Annotated in this window: 17 protein-coding genes; 11 read left to right on the forward strand and 6 right to left on the reverse strand. The window is 64.5% G+C overall.

Annotated elements, in window-relative coordinates; genetic code table 11:
- Positions 1–125: 125 nt before the first annotated feature.
- The 8 genes from NTZ26_11735 to NTZ26_11770 all read left to right on the forward strand — a co-directional run bounded on the left by NTZ26_11735 (position 126) and on the right by NTZ26_11770 (position 8,413).
- Positions 126–596 (forward strand): MarR family transcriptional regulator, encoded by a 471-nt coding sequence (locus tag NTZ26_11735; GenBank protein MCX6561167.1) that lies wholly within the window; start codon positions 126–128, stop codon positions 594–596.
- Positions 593–1,747 (forward strand): mercury methylation corrinoid protein HgcA, encoded by a 1,155-nt coding sequence (hgcA, locus tag NTZ26_11740; protein MCX6561168.1) that lies wholly within the window; start codon positions 593–595, stop codon positions 1,745–1,747. The genes NTZ26_11735 and hgcA overlap by 4 nt, the downstream gene beginning before the upstream one ends.
- A gap of 16 nt (positions 1,748–1,763) precedes the next feature.
- Positions 1,764–2,039: a mercury methylation ferredoxin HgcB gene (gene hgcB, locus NTZ26_11745; GenBank protein ID MCX6561169.1), complete on the forward strand. Its 276-nt coding sequence runs from the start codon at positions 1,764–1,766 to the stop codon at positions 2,037–2,039.
- A gap of 123 nt (positions 2,040–2,162) precedes the next feature.
- On the forward strand, positions 2,163–3,320 hold the full coding sequence (locus NTZ26_11750; protein ID MCX6561170.1) for a threonine synthase: 1,158 nt from the start codon (positions 2,163–2,165) through the stop codon (positions 3,318–3,320).
- A 222-nt stretch (positions 3,321–3,542) separates the two neighbouring features.
- Complete coding sequence (locus tag NTZ26_11755) at positions 3,543–4,181, forward strand: hypothetical protein (GenBank protein ID MCX6561171.1); 639 nt, start codon at positions 3,543–3,545, stop codon at positions 4,179–4,181.
- On the forward strand, positions 4,178–5,737 hold the full coding sequence (locus tag NTZ26_11760) for a radical SAM protein (GenBank protein MCX6561172.1): 1,560 nt from the start codon (positions 4,178–4,180) through the stop codon (positions 5,735–5,737). The genes NTZ26_11755 and NTZ26_11760 overlap by 4 nt, the downstream gene beginning before the upstream one ends.
- Positions 5,734–6,660, forward strand: coding sequence for an NAD-dependent epimerase/dehydratase family protein (locus tag NTZ26_11765; protein ID MCX6561173.1), 927 nt, complete (start codon positions 5,734–5,736; stop codon positions 6,658–6,660). Before NTZ26_11760 ends, NTZ26_11765 begins: the two co-directional genes overlap by 4 nt.
- A gap of 4 nt (positions 6,661–6,664) precedes the next feature.
- Positions 6,665–8,413: a radical SAM protein gene (locus tag NTZ26_11770; protein ID MCX6561174.1), complete on the forward strand. Its 1,749-nt coding sequence runs from the start codon at positions 6,665–6,667 to the stop codon at positions 8,411–8,413.
- Between the two features lie 46 nt (positions 8,414–8,459).
- Here NTZ26_11770 and NTZ26_11775 read toward each other — a convergent pair whose 3' ends face one another.
- The 4 genes from NTZ26_11775 to NTZ26_11790 all read right to left on the reverse strand — a co-directional run bounded on the left by NTZ26_11775 (position 8,460) and on the right by NTZ26_11790 (position 13,415).
- A complete protein-coding gene (locus NTZ26_11775) occupies positions 8,460–10,067 on the reverse strand; it encodes a sodium/solute symporter (GenBank protein MCX6561175.1) in 1,608 nt (535 codons plus the stop codon).
- Positions 10,068–10,089: 22 nt separating this feature from the next.
- Complete coding sequence (locus NTZ26_11780; protein MCX6561176.1) at positions 10,090–10,467, reverse strand: L-rhamnose mutarotase; 378 nt, start codon at positions 10,465–10,467, stop codon at positions 10,090–10,092.
- Between the two features lie 79 nt (positions 10,468–10,546).
- Positions 10,547–12,004, reverse strand: a complete 1,458-nt coding sequence (locus tag NTZ26_11785) for an alpha-L-fucosidase (GenBank protein MCX6561177.1) — start codon at positions 12,002–12,004, stop codon at positions 10,547–10,549.
- A 340-nt stretch (positions 12,005–12,344) separates the two neighbouring features.
- The gene (locus tag NTZ26_11790; protein ID MCX6561178.1) at positions 12,345–13,415 is read right to left on the reverse strand and encodes a hypothetical protein; all 1,071 of its coding nucleotides are present in this window, start codon (positions 13,413–13,415) and stop codon (positions 12,345–12,347) included.
- Between the two features lie 147 nt (positions 13,416–13,562).
- Here NTZ26_11790 and pyrE point away from each other — a divergent pair, with 147 nt between their 5' ends.
- From pyrE to NTZ26_11805, 3 genes are read left to right on the forward strand one after another with little or no spacing between them, the layout of a single operon-like run.
- Positions 13,563–14,156 carry an orotate phosphoribosyltransferase gene (gene pyrE, locus NTZ26_11795; GenBank protein ID MCX6561179.1) on the forward strand — a complete coding sequence of 198 codons (594 nt, stop codon included), beginning with the start codon at positions 13,563–13,565 and terminating at the stop codon, positions 14,154–14,156.
- Positions 14,157–14,166: 10 nt separating this feature from the next.
- A complete protein-coding gene (gene buk / locus NTZ26_11800) occupies positions 14,167–15,231 on the forward strand; it encodes a butyrate kinase (protein MCX6561180.1) in 1,065 nt (354 codons plus the stop codon).
- Between the two features lie 14 nt (positions 15,232–15,245).
- Positions 15,246–16,145 (forward strand): bifunctional enoyl-CoA hydratase/phosphate acetyltransferase, encoded by a 900-nt coding sequence (locus NTZ26_11805; GenBank protein MCX6561181.1) that lies wholly within the window; start codon positions 15,246–15,248, stop codon positions 16,143–16,145.
- Between the two features lie 107 nt (positions 16,146–16,252).
- Here the strand turns inward: NTZ26_11805 and NTZ26_11810 are convergent, their stop codons facing one another.
- Positions 16,253–17,110, reverse strand: coding sequence for a DUF4097 family beta strand repeat-containing protein (locus NTZ26_11810; protein ID MCX6561182.1), 858 nt, complete (start codon positions 17,108–17,110; stop codon positions 16,253–16,255).
- Between the two features lie 205 nt (positions 17,111–17,315).
- Positions 17,316–20,393 carry an exo-alpha-sialidase gene (locus tag NTZ26_11815; GenBank protein MCX6561183.1) on the reverse strand — a complete coding sequence of 1,026 codons (3,078 nt, stop codon included), beginning with the start codon at positions 20,391–20,393 and terminating at the stop codon, positions 17,316–17,318.
- Positions 20,394–20,454 lie beyond the last annotated feature (61 nt).

Genomic DNA, 20,454 nt, shown 5'->3' on the forward strand with positions numbered 1-20,454 from the left:
CGCTTTTATTGATGATTGGATCTGATAAACGGTTGCTCCGGTGCTCTATACCAATTCGTTTAATAGTTTGACAATCAATTGTTTGTATAATACAATTATCATATATTTCAAACATAGAAATTCGCATGGAAGAACAAAAAATCATTAAATTACGGGAAAAGCTGCGTATTCTCGAGCGTGAATCCGGCGGCGTATTCGACGGGCAAGCCGATTGCTGCGGCGTCACAATGGGCCAATGCCATACCCTTCTCGAGATCGGAAGCCGCGGCGAGATCAGCCTGGTCGACCTGGCCGACGCGTTGGGCTTGGACGCCAGCACCATGAGCCGCACCATCCAAGGATTGGTTCTAATCGGGCTGGTGGACCGCCGGTCCAGCGACAAGGACCGCCGCTTCGTTGTTATCCGGCTGACCGATCAAGGCCGCAAGATCTTCGCCGAGATCGAGACGCGCTACAACGCTTATTTCAGCCGCGTCAGCGAGCTTTTGCCCGAAGACAGGCGTGAGTCGATCCTGGAGAGCGTGGGCGAGTTCGCCGATGCCATCAAACGCCTGAACACCGCCACCGGATGCTGCCGGAAAGGACAGAGACCATGACCAAGATATTCGATCGCTTTCTCAAGGATCCCGGCGAGGTCTCCTGCGGCTGCGACGACGGTGGCTGCTGCGGGTCCGGGCCCGCCAAGTCCGACCATGACGCGGCCGCGGGCCCCCTCTCCCCTCTCACGCCCGCCGATCACCGATGGATCATCGGATCCGTCGAAACACCCGCGGGGGTCATCCCCGTCGTCGCGACGGAGCTCAGCCGCGCCGATCGCCGCGGGAGGATTCTGGCCCGGCTATCCGTCAATCGAATGAGCTACTCCGTGCGGCCGGGGCTGTATGCCGTCGGCAAGCCCGATCCCTGGTCCTCCGTCTTCGTCACCGGGAACTATAAAATGAGCTTCGACCATCTGCGGCGAGCGCTCGACGGCCGAGACGGCTGGATTCTCGTTCTCGACACCCGCGGCATCAATGTCTGGTGCGCCGCGGGCAAAGGCACCTTCGGGACGGAAGAAATCATCAGCCGGGTGGAGGCGGCGGGCTTGGCCCGCGTAGTCTCTCATCGCACCCTGATCCTGCCCCAACTGGGAGCCCCCGGTGTTGCCGCCCATGAAGTCGCCAAACGGACGAAGTTCAGGGTTGTTTACGGCCCCATCCGGGCCGAGGATCTAGGCGCGTTTCTCGAGGCCGGCTCGAAGGCGACTCCGGAGATGCGGCGGTACCGCTTCCGATTCAGGGACCGCATCGTCCTGACGCCCGTCGAGATCGTCATGGTCTTCACCAATAAGTATTTTCTGGCCGTCCTGGCGCTTTGGGGGTTGGGCATAGCCGGGGTGAAGTTTCTCGCTTTCAATCTGCCCCTGGTTCTGGGGGCCGTCTTCATCGGGACCGTCCTGGTCCCGGCTCTACTGCCCTGGATCCCGGTGCGGCGGTTCTCCCTCAAGGGATGGCTGTTGGGCTTTCTCTGGACGGCCGGTTTCCTAGCCCTCCAGGGAGCGCCTGTCACAGCCGCCGGCTGGTCCTTGGCCGCCGCGTATCTTTTGATACTCCCCGCGCTCTCGGCTTTCATCGCCATGAACTTCACCGGATCGAGTCCCATCACCTCGCTGTCCGGGGTGGTCAAGGAAATGAAGACCGCCGTGCCGCTGATGATCTTGTCTTCGGGGTTGGGATTGGCGGCCTTTATCGTTTCAGCCGTGATTTAACCGCAAGGAGCCTGCCATGTCGCTTCGCTATCTGGAAAACGTCGTCACCCTCGAATACGACCGGAATAAATGTACCGGCTGCGGCAAATGCGTGGAAGTCTGCCCCCACGGGGTCTTCGTCATGGAAGGCGAGCGCAAGGCCCGGCTGACCGATCGCGACCTGTGCATCGAGTGCGGCGCCTGCATGCGCAACTGCCCCTTCGACGCCATCAAGGTCCGGGCAGGGGTGGGCTGCGCCTACGCCTTGATGATCAGCGCTCTGCGCGGCAAGCCCGCCCCCGTCTGCGAGTGACCGTCGAATCTCTCGAGCCGCCGTCGAGCCAAGCGCCGAAAATCGCGGATAAATAGCCGCCGGGACAGCCGATGACCCGGTCCGCCTCACCGTGATATGATGCGGGGCCGGAGGCGATTCCACATGAGCTATCTGTCCCACCTCGAGTGCCCCGAGTGCGGCCGCACCTACCCGGCCGACGATCTCAACACCATCTGCGCCCCCTGCGGCTCCCCGCTGCTGGCCCGCTACGATCTGGACCGGGCCTGCGCGGAACTGGACCGGGACGCATTCCGCTCCCGCCCGGGCGATATGTGGCGCTGGCGCGAGCTGATGCCCGTGCGCGATAGAGCCCGCATCATTTCGACGGGCGAAGGCGGAACGCCGACGCTCGAAGCCCCCCGGCTCGGATCTCGGCTCGGCGCCCGCGCGCTCTTTATCAAGGACGAGGGCCGCAACCCGACCGGCACGTTCAAGGCGCGCGGCCTCGCGGCGGCGGTCTCCCGGGCCGTGGAGTTGGGTGTGAAGGGCTTCGTCATCCCGACGGCGGGGAACGCGGGCGGCGCGCTGGCCGCCTATGCGGCGCGCACGGGATTGCCCGCGCACGTCTTCATGCCGACCGATGCACCGCCGGCCAACCAGCATGAGGTCGAGGCGGCCGGGGCCCATCTCCATCTGGTCCAGGGGCTCATCAGCGACGCCGGGCGGGAGTGCGCCAAGATGGCGCTCGAATCCGGGCTGTTCGACGTCTCCACGCTGAAGGAGCCCTATCGCCTGGAAGGCAAGAAGACGATGGGGTACGAGATCGCCCTCGACTTCGGCTGGACGCTGCCCGACGTGATCCTGTACCCCACGGGCGGCGGGACGGGCCTCATCGGCATCTGGAAGGCCATCGACGAGATGCAGCGCCTCGGCTGGATCGGGCCGCAGCGGCCGCGCATGGTCTGCGTCCAGGCGGCGGGCTGCGCCCCCATGGCCAAGGCCTTCGCCGAGGGCCGCGAGCGCTGCGAGTTCTTCACGGGCGCCCAAACGCAGGCCGCGGGGTTGCGCGTACCCAAGCCGCTGGGCGACTGGCTCATCCTACGCACGCTTCGCGAATCGAATGGGACGGCGGTCTCCGTGCCGGACGAAGAAATGTTTGAAATGCGGGCGCTGGCGGCGGCCGGCGAGGGCCTACAGGTCTGCCTGGAAGGCTCGGCCACTCTGGCCGCCCTGCGGCGATTGCTTGCCTCGGGCTGGATCCGCCCGGACGAGCGCGTCCTGTGCCTGAATACCGGCACCAGCTTGAAGGACGCGGTCTAGGAGGATGGCGTGGCCCCTCGGGCCCTGCCCGAGCGGCTTTCTTGACACCACTCACCACGTGGAGTAACTTCGTTTTATGGTCAAGGGGGCTGGCTCCGAGCCGGAATCAGGCAGCCTCATCCCCCGACCGCCTCCGAGGCGATTCCCCGGGAGTGATCCGGCGGCCGCGCCAGGGCGAGCCGGACGGCCAAGAAAGACAATTTTCTAAAAAGGAGAATCGCTATGAAGAAAACAAATATCGGGAGGGCCTTGATACCGACGCTCTTGGCGACCGCCTACACCGTCCCCAGCCTGGCCTACTCGGGCAACCAGGCCGACATGGCGCCGCAGCCCGGGCGGGACCAGATCAAACCCGCGATCGCCTCCCAGGCGATCCGGCAGGAAGTGATCCAGTTGCTGCTCAAGGAACATTCGGACTTCGTCACGCTCAATATCGCGGGACAGCCCGGCATCCGCTTCCGCGTTTATTACAGCTTGACGGGCAAGGACAAGAGCTACCGCATAGCGCCGGAAAGCGAAAAGGTTATCGGCACCGACGGAACGGGCTCGGTCGGCCTTAAGCTCGGCCAGTTGAGCCAAGGCGAGATCTATCTGAAGGTCAAGACCTCCGACAAGGCCGATTTTTCCGAGACGCTGACGATGGCCGAGCCTTTCGTCCTGGAGCTGGCTCCGCTCGCCGAGGACCGCATGACGAGCAAAGGATTGGGGCTGTCCGAAGAGGATAAAAAGAAGGACGAGAAGGGCGTCGTGGAAAAAGTGAAAGACAAATACGAAGCCACAATCAAGGAAATAAAGGAGAAAGTTCAGAATAAGTTCGAGACAAGGACCCGAGTCAGCGCGGTCGCCGGCGTACGCGGTTGACCCCAGCGAGAAAAAAGGGCGCCGGCCCGGGGCGATCGGGACCGGGCGGTGGCGCCCGCAGCATCCCTATTGTCGGGGCGCGCCCCGGAAACCGTGACGGCGGCTCGCCGCAGCGGGCCGAACGGACGAACCCGGGGCCTCCGCGGCGGGGCGCCGAAGCCGACGTCACCCTCGTCAATTTGAATCTTCTCTATATCAAGCTCGACGACCGGATCGACTACGAAGCCCACCCTCCGCTGGGGCTCCTCTACCTGACCTCGGTGCTCGAGCAAAAAGGGTATTCCGTCGATCTCGTCGATTACCAGGTCCTTCCCCGGGTCAGGCCGGACATGGATCCTTTCAATCTCGAAACGGCGCTCGGCTATATCGGCGCAACCGCCGCTGTGGTGGGCTTTTCCTGCATGGCCAATCTTCTTCCTTTCACTCTGCTCGTGGCCGAGCGCTTCAAGCGGCTCCATCCCGAAAAGACGATCCTTCTCGGCGGGGTGGGGCCCTTCGGGGTGGAGTCCGCGATCCTGGCACGCTTTCCCTGGATCGACGCGGTCGTCCGCGGCGAAGCCGAATTGAGCCTCCCCCTGATATTGGATGCCCTTCCGGACCGCGAACGCCTGGCCCAAGTGCCGGGCGTTTTCCTGCGCCGGCCGGACGGGTCCGTCTTTCAGACCGCGAGCCCGGAGCGGATCCCTGATCTCGATCGGCTGCCGCTGCCGGCCTATCACCGCCTCGATATGGCCGCCTACGACGCCTTCGGCATCGTCTCCTCACGGGGCTGCCCCTACGGCTGCCGCTTTTGCAGCGTCGCGCCCATCTGGGATCGAAGAACCACGCGCCGGAGCCACGCCAACATCATCGAGGAAATGCGGCTGCTCCACGAAGGCTATGGAGTCAAGACCGTCCTGTTCCAAGACGAGTTTTTCTTCTCCAGCGAGGCGAAAATTCTCGATTTCTGCGACCGCCTGCAAGCCTCGGGACTGCCCATGCGCTGGAAGTGCTACGGCCGGGTCAACCTGGTGACCGAGCCGGCGATGAGGCGGATGGCCGAGGCGGGCTGCATTCAGCTTCGGTTTGGGATCGAATCGGGCTCCGACCGCGTGCTGAAAAGAATCGTCAAGGGATTCGAGTTCCGGGACGCCCTGCGGGCCGTGACCCAGGCGCTCGGCATTTTCGAGTCCGTGGAGACTTTTTTCATCTGGGGCTTCCCCTTCGAGGAGATGGAGGATTTCTACGCCACAACCCTGCAGATGGCCCGCTTCCGGCAAATGGGCGTCACCGTCCTTCCTTCGCTTCTATCTATGCTTCCTCAGACGGACATCTATCGGGAATACCGCGAGGGGCGCTACGGAGGAAGTCTCGATTTGATCCCGGCGCTGATCCCGATCTACGTGGTCACGGGACACGAGGTCGTCGGCGCGCTGAACCGAGTTCCGAACCGATACCGGCCTTATTATGACTTCATCGGCGCCCACCCGGACATCTTCCCCGGATTCTTCCTCTACGACCACGAAACAAACGTCCGTCCGAAACACGCCGTTCTCCAGCAAATGGGATTCGCTTGAGCCAGCGGAGCCGGGGGGCGGCCATACTCGGCGGAAGCGGGTTCATCGGCCACGCCGTGACGGAGGAGCTCGTCCGGTGCGGCTATCGCGTCAGCGTGGTCAACCGGGGACTCACACCCGCCGCCTTCGCCGGTCCGGTGGAGCGAGTCAAGGCGGATCGAACCGACCCGCTCAGCTTCGCCCAGGCTCTGGCGGCCATCGATGCCGATTGCGTCGTCGACGTGACAGCCTTCCGGGAGGAAGAAACGCGGGCCGCGATCGAGGCCTTTCGCGGGCGCATCGAACGCTTCGTCCACATTGGCTCCCTCAGCGTCTATCAGTGGCCGTTCCCCTGCCCCGTGGCCGAGGATTGGCCTCTCGAAACGGACCCGTTCGTCTCGTACGGATTCCATAAGGCGGGCTGCGAGCGAGCCCTCCAGGCCGAGCCGGTGGCCGGCCTCCCCTGGTCGATTCTGCGGCTGCCCGCCGTCTGCGGACCGCGCGATCCCACCTCCAGGGAAGCGGACCTGCGCCGGCAAATCTGCGGAGGCCAGCCCGTTTACGTGCCGCCGCGGCCCTACTTTTGCCAGAACCTCTTCGTCCAAGACGCGGCCCGGGCGGTCCGCATGATGATCGAAACGCCCGCGGCGGCCGGGCGCGCCTACAATGTCGGCGGCCCGCCCTTCACCCTCGAAGAGTATGCCGGACTCCTGGCGGATCTCCTGGGAAAGCCGCCTCGGCTGGTAAGAGCTTCCGGCCGGGCTCTCGCCGAGGGCGGGATCGATCCGCACAAGATCCCGTACTATTTCGAGGGCGATTTATGCCTCGACACGCGGAGGATCCGCGACGAGCTTGCCTTCACGCCGGCCTTCGACCGGGAACAGGCCTTAAGCCTGACCCTGGATTGGCTGGCCCGCGCGGAGGGAGCGGATGCGGCCGAGTGACCCCATGAAGAAAGAGCGCCGGCCCGAACCTGTCGACGTCGATCTGGTGCTCGTCTTCCCGCCTTTCGAAAGGCTCCTCGTCTCGATGGAGAACATCGGCATCGGTTCCATTGCCGCCTCGGCTCGCGCGGCGGGCTTCAGGTGCGCCATCATCAATGCCGGGCTTTACGGGCTTTCGACCGGCCAGGTGATCGAGATCCTGCGCCGTTCCCGGTTCCGGGTCCTCGGACTCTCGACGATCCACTGGACGATGCCCGCGGCGATCGAGATCGCCCGGGCCGTCAGATCGTCCCATCCCCATTGCCACATCATCCTGGGCGGCCTCGAGGCGGCCCTCGATGCGGACCGGCTTCTCCGGACCCAGCCCTGCGTGGACTCGATTGGCCTCGGCGAGGGAGAAAGGACGGTCGCGACCTTGTTGCGGGCCTTGTCCGAATCCGCTGACTGGCGCGGGATCCCCGGTCTGGCCTATCGCGATGGCGCCGTGGTGCGCCGATCTCGCCCCGCAGGCCTCATCGCCCCCCTCGACGATCTCCCTCTCCCGGCTCGCGACGACATCGCCGCGGTGCTCGCCGCCGGGGGGCCCGTCAGCATCGGCACGAGTCGGGGCTGCCCGGGGCGATGTTCCTTCTGCTCCGTGCGGGCCTTCTACGGAGTCTCGGAAGGCCCGGCTTGGAGGGGGCGTTCGCCCCGGTCCATCGTGGCGGAAATGCGGGAGATCACTGATCGTTACGGAGCCCACCTCTTCTCCTTCGTCGACGAAACGGCCATGGGCCCGGGGCCGCGCGGGCCGGCCCGCCTGGCGGAGCTGGCCGGGCTCATCAGGACCTCCGGCTTGACGCCCGAATTCTTCATGGCCGTGCGGGCCGACCAGGTCGAAGAGCCTCTCTTTCGGGAGCTGCGGTCCGCCGGCTTACGGAAGGTCGAGGTCGGCCTCGAATCGATGGCCCCGACCCAGCTGAAGCGGTTCGGCAAGGGGACACGGGTCGCGGACAACCGAAGGGCCCTCCAAATTCTCGAGAAGCTGGGCCTAGCCGTCGAGATTCTCATGATCCCGTTCGATCCGGGGGTCACGGCGGGCGAGCTGAGGACGAATCTCCGTTTCTACCGGAAACGATTCCAGACCGGCCGGAGCTACGACGTCGCCCCGCTCAGCATGGGCAATTACTTGTGTCCCTATCCCGGGACGGGGACGCGAGCCGTTTATGAGAGAAACGGCTGGCTCGCCGGAGACGGCCAAGTCTCCTTCCGCGCCCTGGACGCTCGCCTGCAGAAGGTCGGCCATGCGCTGATGAGGTTCATCGGTTCGGCGGAGTTTGTTTTCCCGAGGTCCTACATGAATCTCGGGAACCTCTGGGTCAACAGCGCCGGCCTGCCGGCATCCGTCTCGGACCGGATCGGCGGCATGTGTTCCGAGACCGGAAATCTCTTCCTGGATTTCGCCGAGTGGGCACTGAAGATCACGGCCGGGCCGCAGCCGATCCCGATCCAAGAGATCGGGCGGCTGATCGACGACCTGCGCCGGTTCTTGGCCCGGCTGCAACCGCTGCGGGAAGAGCTGGGTGCGCTGGTCGAAGCCCACGCCAACGACCGGCGGCCTATGCCCCGCGGCACGTCAGACTTGGCTAAAAGGCTCTTTCTCTTGGCGAGGCGAAGGAAGCGCCGCATCCTAATTGAAGCCAGCCGCGCGCCGGACCCGTACCGGATCATCACCGGAATCCTCGATGCCCTGACGAGGGACGCGCCTTCTTGAGGCCCAAGCTCCGCCGGCCTCCTGCGGGATCGACCGGGAAGCCCGCTCAGGCAAACACGATATAAAGCCCGATCATAATCACGATCAGGACCGCGGCGACCAGCCGGTAATCGAAGAGCCCGGTCCAGGTCCCCCGAACCGCAGCCCAAGGGTTCCTCCAGACCAGCGCCTCGCTCTCGGGCGTGTGGCGATGGGGCTTGAGATACGAGACAGCGGCCAGGACGATCGAGCAGATCACGAACAGATAGAACGTCGCCATCATCGACGGCACATTCCAGCCGGTCTTGGCCTTGAACCAGTCAAGGAAAAAGACGCCGAGCCCCAAAGCCGACCCGATCGTCAGCGTCGCAGCCGCCGCCTTGGCCGAGGCCCGCTTCCAGAAGACGCCCCAAAGGAACACGGCGGTGATCGGCGGCGCGATGTAGCAGATCAGAGCCGTGACACCCTGGAAGATGCTCTGGAAGTGGCTGATGAGCGGAGACCACAAGATGGCCGCGACCATGGCGATGAAGGTGACGACACGGCCAATGTGGGTCAGCTTGCGGTCGGAGGTGGCCGGCCGCCAGCGCTTATAAAGATCCAAGCTGAACAGGGTGGCGATCGAATTCAGGGCTCCGGACACCGTGCTCATCAATGCCGCCAGGAGCGCCGCCGCCACAACCCCCTTGAGCCCGACTGGCAGAAGATGGTTGATGAGGACCGAGTATGTATCGGCAGAATCGCCGAAAGCGGGCAGCTTTCCCTGTCGGACGAGTCCCGCCGCGATAAGCCCCGGCAGGACGAACAGGAAGACCGGCAGGATCTTGATGAACCCGGCAAAAAGCGGGCCCAGCCGGGCGTTGCGTTCGTCCTTGGCGCCCAGCACCCGCTGGACGATGGTCTGGTCGGCGCACCAATACCACAGCCCGATCACCGGATAGCCCAGAAAGACCGCGTACCACGGCAGGGACGGCGTCTCAGCTGCCGTGCGCAGGATGGTCAGCTTGACCGGCTCGACCGAGGCTGCCAACCCTCCCCAGCCGCCGACCTGGACCAGGCCGATGACCACGACGCAGGCTGCGCCGGCGATCAGGATGACCGTCTGGACGGATTCGGTCAGCACCACGGCCAACAGCCCGCCGACGATCGTGTAGAGGCCGGTCAGGACGGCGGTCAGAACGATGCTGACGTTGATCGGGATGCCGAAGAGGCCCTTCAACACGACGGCCCCGGTGTAAAGCGAGAAGCCGATGTGAATGAAGACCGCGGAGAAGATCGACAATACCGCCAGCCAGTCGCGGCTGGCCCGGCTGTAGCGCTTCTCCAGGAAGTCGGGCAACGTCGCGACGCGGGAGCGGATATAGAACGGGGCGAAGAAAAACGACAGGACGACAAGGAGAAAGGCGGCCATCCACTCGAAGTTGCCGTAGGCCAGGCCGTTGACGTAGCCCTCCTGGGCCAGGCTGACGAGGTGGATGGTGGAGATGTTGGTCGAAAAGAGGGCCAGGCCGATGATCGGCCAGCGCAGGGACCCGCCGGCTAAAAAATACTCCTGGCTGGATCCCGTGCGGGACCGCCTCCCCTTCCAAGCCCACAGGCCGAGTCCGACGATGCCCGTCAGGTAAACGGCGATGACGGCCAGATCGGGCCAGGCCAGCCGCAGAGAGCTTCCCATGGCGTCCGTTCCGCGTCCCGGCTCAATCGGTGTGGAAGACTTCTTCCAGGGCCGACCACCAGTCCTTCTCCCCGCTCAGGGGAATCCGGGTTTGGCAGGGATCAGTCTCCTTCCACCAGCGCTGGGTCTCCGGGTCGGCGGCCATCTTGGCCATGTCGGCGGCGAAGTCGCTGCCCGTGTACTCGAAATAGGCGAAGAGGTAGAACTTGCCCTTCTCGATCTCTTTTAGATAGATCGAGTAATTGCGGATGTTGCACTCCTTGATCCGCTTCAGCACCGACGGCCAGACCGCCGCATGCAGTTCTTTGTAATAGGCCAGCTTCTCGGGCTTCAAGGCGATGATCTGACCGAACCGCTGGACCTTCGGCTCCGAGAACGCGGCCAGCAGAACGGCCACCATTCCCGAAAAGATCAGAACGCTCGTGAGTCCGACCGTGATCCCTCTCAGTGTCATGAGTCCTCCTCTTCTTCCTTCCCCGTTATTTCTTCTTGGCCACGGGCTTCTTGGCTGGGACGCTTCCCGCCGTTGCATTGGTGATCTTGACGACGATCGGCCAGGCAGGGCCCCAGGTCATGCTGGGAGCTTTCGCTCCCAAGGCTTTGGCCATCGCCGCCGGCGTCTTGATGAGCTGGACAGAGTGGGTCTGCGAAACGGTGACATGCAGCCCCTGCTTGTCCTCGTTCCATTCAACCCCTCCGTCCTGGCTCAAGACGGAAACCTGGGTGCCGGTGCCGGCCTTGACCGATTTCAAGGTAAAACGGGCGCCGCCCGGAGTCTTGATCCCCTTGAGGCCGTACTGCAAGCCGACGAAGGCATAAACCGTCCCGTCGGAGCGCCGCGTCGTCAGCCAGACGTCCCCCTCGTTGGTCGTGATCCAGGGCCGCACGCCGCGCACGCCCTCGCCGTAGAGGCTCATCCACAGACCCAGCTCGCGGAGCAGGGCTTCGTCGGGCGGGGCGATCTTGCCGTCCGGCCTCGGGCCGACGTTGAGCAGCATGTTGCCGCCGCGGGCCCGGATGTGGATCAGGTTGCGGATCACCTCGTCCGCCGTGCGGACGTCGGCGTTGGGCTGGTAGGCCCACTGCCAGCTCGTGGTCATGCAGCTTTCCCAGGCCCGGTCGTCGGCCTGACCCGGGATCTCCTGCTCGGGAGTCGGGATCTCGCCCCGGCCGATGAAGACATCCTGCTTGACCTGCCAGGAGCGCTTCTTGAGCGGCTCGCACTTGCCGTCGAACCAGATCATGAAGATATCGCCGTACTTGGTCAGCAGCTCTTCGATCTGCCCGCGTTCGTAGTCCAGGAAAGTCGTCTGCTTGGGGCCGAAGAGCGCCCCGGCCGTGAAATCGGCCTCGTAGAGATGGGTGAAGCGCTTGCCGGTCACGAACTGATATCGGAAATCGCCGGGCGAATAATAAATCCCGACCAGGATGCCCTCCTTGCGGAAGGCATCGGCCACGGCGGCGGTGATGTCTTTGCCGTAGGGCGACTTGGTGATCTTGAAGTCGCTGTAGGCCGTGTCGAACATGGCGTAGCCGTCGTGGTGCTTGGCCGTGAAGCAGACGTACTCGATCCCGGCCAGCTTGGCCAGGCGGGCCCACTCGGCCGCGTCGAAGGCGGTCGGGTTGAAGGTCTCGGCCAGGGCGTAGTAGCGCTTGACATAGTCGTCCGAGGCGCCGTTGAGCGGCCAGGAGATCTCGGTCCCAAGCTGGGAGTTGGGGCCCCAGTGGATGAAAAGGCCCAGCCCGGCGTCGCGGAAGATCTCGGTCTTGGCCGGATCGTTGGACAGCCGGACCTTATCCTCCGGGATGAGCGTGACGGGCTTGACGGCGGCGGCCGCGGACTTGTCCGGGCCGGGGCTGCAGGCGGTTAAAAGCAAAAGCGTTGTTCCCGCTAGAACCAGAAGGATGCCGATTTTCCATTTGTTTCGGATTTTCATTGAGCCTGCTCCTTTAATCGTCCTCACGGCTAAAGTCCTAAGACGAGGTCCCCACGCCCCGACGAAACGTCGGGCGCTCGGGACGACAAGCAAAGTAGTCGGTCGTCGCATGACATCGACATGGCGAGTGATTCCTAGCATAACAGCGTCATTGCGAGCCTCAGGCATGGCAAATAATAGCATCTCATCTTTATGTCATTGCGAGCACTCGCACAGCGAGTGCGTGGCAACGCTTCGTCGTCCCTCGCGGCGATAGTCGAGGCGATTTCGCGTCGAGGACGGCAAGGCACCGCCTCGCTGCGACCAGCGCAAGCAAGTCGCCGCGAGGGCAACCTCTCCATTATAGATACCCCCCGCATTCCCGCACAGTGTCATATAGCGCGATCGTGTTTTCGACGTTCGTTTCGGGCAATAGATAATCGTGGCTGGGCGAGGCGATATAGCCTCCGCCGGGCTTCATGGCCGCCAGGATGCGCCGGGTTTCACTTCGGACAAGATCCGGCGTCCCGGCAATGAGGAGATGATGGGTATCGAGGCAGCCGTTGAGGACAACGTCCCGGCCGTAAAGCCGCTTCAGCCGCTCGGGCTCCATGTCGCGCGCGTCAGGCTGGAGCGACTGCAGGCCGTCGATGCCGGCCTCGATAAGCAGAGGGATGAGGGGCGCGAAGCCGCCGCAGCAATGCAGTTGGACCTTCAAGCCGAAGGCATGGCCCAGGCCAGCCAGCCGGCGCAGGTGCGGCAGGAAGAACTTCCGGAACATGACCGGAGAGACGACCGGCCCGTTCTGGGTTCCAAAGTCGTTGCCGATGAAGAAGACGTCGATGGCCCCCGTCGCGGCCTCGAAGATCCGGCGGCTGACTTCGGCGTAATAATCGGTCATCCGGGCCAAGACCGCCTCGACGATCGCGGGAGTCTCGACCATGAGCGTCATGAACCGCTCCATCCCGAACAAGTCGATGGCATCGTGGAAAAAGGGCGACCAGTCGCCGCCCAGGACAGCGTATTCGCGATTCCAGGCAAGGGCGTCGGCCCGGATGGAAGAGACATCCATCCAATCGGGATCGGGCCAGGCGAAGCCTTCGACACCGGCCGGGGACGCGGCTTCGGCCAAGGGATGACCGAGCGGTTGGCCATATCCATATCCCGTCCGCTCGACTCCGAACGGCGTGCGGGACGTGGCTTCAGGGTGGTTGAAATAGGAGGATGGAGAGCGGCCCTCGGGGCCGGCGTAGCGGGCGAAAACCCGCCGGAAATCATCGCCCAGCCGCCGCGACAGGCCTTCGTCGTCGTCCCCCAGATCGAGCCGGTCCCGCAGCATGGCCCGGAACTCGGGCGAGGCGCCGCACCAGGCCGGGACCCGATCGGGTTCACGGTGGGCGTAGACGGCCAGGACCCGCTCGCGGGATGTCATGCGGGTCCTTTTTTATACCAGCCGGCGCCGCAAGTCAAAGTGCAGCCGCCGATGGACGGATGGATTTTGGGCCGCCCGGGCTTTGCGCTATAATTCGCCCGCCTCACCGGAAAGGGGGGCCGCCTTCATTCATAAGGAGCTCTCTTCATGTTCGACCTCAACGATAAAGTCTTGAAGTTATTCCAGGATTCCGACGCCCTCCTGCGCGGCCATTTCAAGCTGACCTCGGGCAAGCACTCCGAGTGGTACTTCGAGAAGATCCGGCTGATCGAGAAGCCGGCCGTCATGGATCGGATCATCGACCTCCTGGTCGAGAAGATCCGCCGCGAGGTGCCCGACTTCGACTACGTCGTCTCCCCTGCCTACGGGGCCATCGCCCTGGGCTTCCTGGCCGCCCTCAAACTGGGCAGGAAGTTCGCCTTCACCCAGCGGGTCGAGGAGAAGATGGCCTTCCGGGCCGGCTTCTCCGGACTCGAGGGCGCTCGGGCCGTCATCGTCGAGGACATCCTGACCACCGGGGGCTCTCTCAACGAGGTCGTGGCCGCCCTTAAGGAAAAAACCACCGAGGTGGCCGGAATCTATGTCCTGGTCGACCGCACCGGCGGCGCTGTCCCGATCGAAGGCCGGCCGGTGGGAAGCCTGCTGGCCCTCAAGGTCGAGGCCTTCGAGCCCGACGCCTGCCCCTTCTGCAAGCAGGGGCTGCCCCTGACCAAGCCCGGCGCCTCCGACAAGAAGGCTTGAGCGAGCAACCATGCGGCTCCTGATCATCAACCCCGGCTCCACATCGACCAAGATCGCCGTCTATGACGACGAGCGCGAGGTCTTCTCCGAGAACATCGCCCACACGGCCGAGGAGGTGGCGCCCTTCGCCCGCATCGTCGAACAGAAAGGCTTCCGCAAGGACATCATCCTGCGGGTGCTCAAGGAGCGGACGATCGATGCGACGAGCTTCGATGCGGTCGTCGGCCGGGGCGGACTGCTCAAGCCCATCCCGAGCGGCATCTTCGCCGTCAACGACCGCCTCCTGGAGGACCTCTTCCAGGGCGTCCAGGGCGAGCATGCCTCCAACCTGGGCGGCCTGATCGCCGACGAGATCGCCCGGCCGCTGGGCATCCCCGCCTTCATCGTCGATCCCGTCGTGGTCGACGAGCTGGCCGACTGGGCCCGCCTGACCGGGATGGCGGAGATCAAGCGGCGGAGCATCTTCCATGCCCTCAACCACAAATACGCGGCTCGGCTGGCGGCCCAAGAGCTGGGCAAGCCTTACCCAGAGTGCAATCTCATCGTCTGCCACTTGGGCGGCGGGATCTCCGTCGGCGCCCACGAAAAAGGCCGGGTCATCGACGTCAACAACGCGCTCAACGGCGAAGGGCCGATCGCCCCGGAGCGGGCCGGCACGGTACCGGCGGCCGATCTCGTGGAGCTCTGCTTCTCCGGCAAGCTCGGCAAGGACGACCTCAAGCGCAAGCTGGCGGGCAAGGGCGGCATGGTGGCCCTCCTTAAGACCAACGACATGCGCCCGATCGAAGCCCGCGTCCTGGCCGGCGATGCCGAAGCCAAGCTGGTTTTCGAAGCGATGACGGCAACCGTGGCCAAGCAGATCGGCGCCTGCGCGGCCGTCCTGTGCGGCGCCGTCGACGGCATCGTCCTGACGGGCGGGCTGGCCTACAGCCAGCCGTACGTCGACGGCATCGTCGCCCGCGTCAAGTTCCTGGGCCGGGTCTTCATCTACCCCGGCGAAAACGAAATGATCGCCCTGGCCACGGCCGCCCTGCGCGTGCTGCGGGGCGAAGACACGGCCAAGGTCTATTCATAAGAGAGGATTCATCCATGATCACAACGCTCGCCCAGATCGTCGAAAACGTCAAGGGCCGTCCTGCCAAACGGCTGTCCGTCGCCTGCGGCGAGGACCCCCACACCATCGAAGCGGTCGGCCGGGCCTGCCGGGAGGGCCTGGTCAAGGCCGTCCTGACCGGGTCCAAGGCCAAGATCGAGAAAGTCGCGGCCGAAAACAAAATCGACGCCGGCCTGTTCACCATCCTCGACGAGCCCGATCCGGCCAAAGCCCTAGCCGCGGCCGTGGCCCGAGTCCACGGCGGCGAGTCCGACTTCCTGATGAAGGGGCTGATCGACTCGTCGCTCTACATCAAGGCCATCATCGATAAGGAAAAAGGCCTGCTCAAGCCGGGCAAGCTCTTGTCCCACGTCAGTGTCATCCAGGTGCCGCGCTGGAAGAAGCTGATCATCTGCGCCGACGCCGCCGTCATCCCTTACCCCGATCTCGAGGCCAAGGTCCAGATTTTGAACTATTGCATCGAGGCCGCCCATCGGCTGGGCATCGAGAAGCCCAAGGCCGCGATCATTTGCGCCGTCGAGAAGGTCAACCCCAAGATGCAGCCGACCATCGATGCGGCGATCCTAAGCAAGATGGCCGAGCGCGGCCAGATCAAGGGCGCGATCGTGGACGGGCCGCTGGCCCTGGATGTGGCCTTTTCCAAGGAGAGCGCCGGGATCAAGGGCGTCAAGTCCGAGGTTGCCGGCGACGCCGACATTCTGCTCTTCCCGGCCATCGAGACGGGCAACGTCTTCTTCAAGGCCTGTTCCTATCTGGCCGGGGGCGAGACGGCGGCCGTCGTGGCGGGGGCCAACTGCCCCTGCGTGCTGACGTCGCGGTCCGACAGCGAGGATTCGAAGTATTATTCGATCGCCGTCGGGGCGCTGCTGTCCTGAAACCGTTCTGAAATAGAAAGGGCGCCGCCGCCCCGGGCTTAGCTTGGAAGCGATCTGTCCCGAGGCCGTCGCGGCGCCCTTTGGATAGGCGCGGAAAACTAAGCGGCTTACTTTTCGATGGTGATCGAGCCGTTGGTCGTGTCGAGCTTCATCAGCGGGCCGCCGTCGCCGATCGTGCCGGACAGACGGCTCCGCGACTTGCTCAGATCCTTGATCGTCACGGGCACCGCCACATCGATGTGGCCGTTGGTCGTGCGGGCCTCCAGCCGGGCGTTGACCGTGCCGAGCAGCTTGACCCTGATCGAGCCGTTGGTCGTATCCGCGGTGACGTTGTCCTTGAGCCCGTCGACGGTCAGAGTGATGCCCCCATTGGTCGTGTCGGCCTTGACCGAACCGCGGATGTCGCGGGCGACGATGTCGCCGTTGGTTGTGTCCAGGACGGCGGGGCCGGCGGCGCCTTCGAGGCGGACGTTGCCGTTCGTCGAACTCGCGGCAACTTCGCCGAACTTGCCGATGAGCTCCACATCGCCGTTGGTCGAGCGGACGAGCTCCAGCCGGACGCCGGCCGGGACCTTGATCTCGTAGTCGACACTGATCCGGAGGTTGCGGAAGGGCGATTTGGGCCAGATCGTATCGATAGCCACGAATCCGGAGCCGCTCTGTTCTTCGATCTTGACCAGCTTGAGGTTCTCCTCATTGCTCTTGGAGATCTTGACGGCGGTCACGTCGGCCTCGGCCTTGTCCCACGTCGAGATGTGGATGTCGCCGTTGACGTTTTTAACGCTGAAGCGGCCATCAGGGCCGAGCGGGAAGGTCTTGTGGTAGTCCTCCCGGAATTCTTTTCCGCCGGGGAGAGAAAAGCCGCCGTCAGCGGCGACGATAACGCAGCCGCTGAGGACCAATCCCAGAACCAGCACCGCGGCGATAGCCAAACTGTTGTTCTTGTTAGAGTTACGCATGGACATGATGAGTCCTCCTTGTTCGGATGTCACCTGAATAGACGCAAATAGCCCCGGAATGGTTCCCTGGAGGCGGAACAAAGTCCAATTCTGTGATGTCATCGCGAGCCCTCGCCGGGCGAGGGCGCGGCGATCCGGATCCCCACGCCATACCCAAACGGGTACGGCTCGGGATGACAGCCAAAAGGCAAGACGCGCGCGTCCGAAAACGCTATTTTATAGCCGCCGGCACTTCCAGCCGCGGTGCGATATCGTAGCCGCCCGAATCCAAGTCGATTGTCACGGTCGTCCCGTCGGCGTAAGTGAAACGCTGGCGGCGATACGAACCGTCGAGGAATTCGTGCCGGACAAGCTCCAGCAGTCCGACCCGAGCATTCAAGGCGCACATCGTCCGGACTTGTTCCAGCTCTGCGGCGGACGGATCGAGCGACAGATACGGCAGGCCGGCGTGGCCGAGCCCGTGCAGGAAGCCGAGATCCGTCTCCGGGATGCCCCAGGCGCCCTTGCCCAGCGACCAGGGCAGGAGGATCGAGTCGTGGTAAACGAGGTTGAAGAGCGGAACGGGAATCCCCATGGCCGGTCCAGATCCCGGATTGGGATCGAGGGCGAACGGCCCATGATGGACAAGATCAAGCTTCGGCACGGCCCAGTCGGCCGGTTCCTCCGAGCTGACGACACCGCCGCGGGATCGAATGACGTCGAAGGCTTCGCCCCGATAGCGCAGGCATTCCGTCCGCGTAACGGGGTGCTCGGGATTGTAGCATTCGTCGGGCGGGACGACGGCAAAGACGTCGAGGTAGGCTCCGCGGACCTTGATGCCGCGGTCGAGCAGGGCGCCGTAGTTCTTCCGGACGTTTCCGGGGGCCAAGCTGGGGCAGAGATACGTCTGCATCCCGCCGTACCAGGTCCCGTGCGTCGAGAGCTTGCCGTCCTCCTCTATCTGGGCGTTTCGCGGCGTGTAAGAGGGAGCGTCCAGATAGAAGTCGCGGTACTGATCATGAACGGCAAAGATGAATCCCAGAGTATCGCAGGCCCAAGAGAACCGGCGCATGCCGTCCCACCCGCCTGCCTCGGGGTTCGGCGGCAGGATGTCGGGGTGGAGGTTGTCGTAGCCGCGAACGCCCCAGCCGTCCAGGTGGACGTAGGCCCGGCCGATCCCCTTCCCCGCGAGGGCTCGAAGCTCCGCCGCGCGGGCATCGAAGGAAACGAGCTGATGATTTTTGGCCGGGTCCTTGCGGTCGTAATAGCTCGACTGCGGCTGGATGTGATAAAGGATGCTGGTGTGGACGACCGGCGCGCCCACCAAGCGGGCCACGAGCGGATTGCGGGCGATTTTTTCCTTGAGCGAGACGAAGCGCCCCCGCTCGATCACATGGCGCCGATAACGCTTGGCCAAATCGACGTAATTGCCGCGGTCGAGGAAGGCGAAACGGACCGAGCGCGGATAAGCGAAGCGGCCCAGCGAATGGACCCAGCGGACATCGATCCGGGTCGGGCCGCCGGCGGGATGCTCAAATCGGCATCCGGCGTCGTCGGGCGTCTCCAAGATGACCGCCGCCGCCGCGCTCCCGCGCTGGAATCCCCACCAGGGCATGTAAAGGCCCCGGCCGTAGCTCATGGAGTCGTAAAGCCAGACCTTGCGCGGCCAGTCGCGGGGCAGGAGCATCCCCTGCATGAACGGCACGACGGCGAAGTCGGGCCCGGCCGGATCGACGGCGGCCGGCCAGAGCAGTTCGCGGATGCGGTCGGCGCCGTCGGCAGCGACGATCCGGCAGACGAGGTCTTCGTCGATGCCGTCGAGCCCGACGAAAAGCTGGATGGCCGTGTCGAGCGCCGCATCGGCGGCCTTGAATTCCTTGAGCTCGATCCGGACTCCCGCTTGGAAGCCCGTATCATAAGGCCCGGCCGCGCGGCCGGAAGCAGAGGCCAGCCGCAGCTTGACGTCACTCTCCCCGCGCCGGACGACGAGATCGCCGTCAAACGACGGCAGGGTGGCCCAATCGGTCCCGCCCGAACGGACTTTAAGCGCCAATGACGCCGCATCGACCTCGACCGTGCGTTTCGAACCGGCGATCGTCCAGACGTCGCCGCGCCGCGAGATCCGCGCCGAGGGAGATCCCCGCCAAGCCTGGGCGCCGACGGCCGCGATCGAGGCGCCTTCGACGGGTGCGCCGTCCGCAACCGATAGCCAAGTGATTCCCCCCTCCTCGGCCCTGAACCGGCGGGCCCGGATGTTCGAGCCGGCGCCTTCCTCGTAATAGACGATCAGGACCGACCCGTCCTTGAGGGGGGCCATGGAGGGGTAGGCGCCGAGGCAATCGTCGACGAGAACGTCCGCGCTCCAGGACTTGCCCTCGTCCAGACTGTAATGGAGGGAGGTCTGCGGCAGACGATGGGCCAGCAAAAGGATGTCGCCGGGGGCGCGGAAAAGATAGGGGCAATGGCCGGGAAATCCCATGGGCTTGGAGACGCTCCAGGTGCGGCCGCCGTCGGCAGAGATCGAGGCGCACATCGTCGTGGACGGTTCGCGCTCGACGGCCAGGATCGTGCCGTCTTTGAGCGGGACGACGTCGGTCTCGGCGTCCAGCTTCCAGCCGCCGTTGGGGATATCGACGACCGGGCCCCAGGTCCTGCCGGAATCGTCGGACGCGATCACGGCGCCCCAGGCTTTGTCCTTCTCCTGCTTGTAAAGGCCCAGCATCAGGCGGCCGCCCGGGAGGATGCGGATCGGCGAGCTGCAATAATAGTCGGCCGAGAGCCGGCGGGGCGACGACCAGGTTCGGCCTAGGTCGTCGGACTCGACGAGCCACGTGCCGAGCCCGTCCCAGGCCTTGGGATCGCCGGGCTTGGCCCGGAGGGTGAAGAAATTGCACAGGAGGCGGCCCGAGGCGAGCTGGACGATAGACGGGTCGCGGTCGTCGTCGGGCCCGTCGAAGACGGCGGACGGCTTGCTCCACGTCCGGCCTTCGTCCGAGGAGAAGCAGGCCGCGATCCGGCCGCCCTTGGGCCACGCGGCCGTGGGCAGGCTGACGTGGTCGTACCCCGCATAGAAGACGGACATCAGCCGGCCGTCGCGCAGGCGGCAGACGTCGGGAAACGCCTCATAGCCGCCGGCGCCGGCGTCATGGCAGACAAAGGCGAAGTCGCGGCCGGGAATTTGGCCGGGGCCGGCGGAAGCGGGGGTCGGAACGGCCGTCTGCGCAGCGCCCGCGTCCACGACCATTCCAGAGGCCATGAAGGCGCCGATCGAAATAGCGATAAAAGCCAAAAAGCCGCCGATTCTTTTCATTGATGGCTCCTCCTGCCGCGGGCCGGCGCGCTTGATCAATCGAGGGCTCCATGAATCGAAG

It is taken from the genome of Candidatus Aminicenantes bacterium, from assembly GCA_026393855.1.
GTDB lineage: Bacteria > Acidobacteriota > Aminicenantia > Aminicenantales > UBA4085 > UBA4085.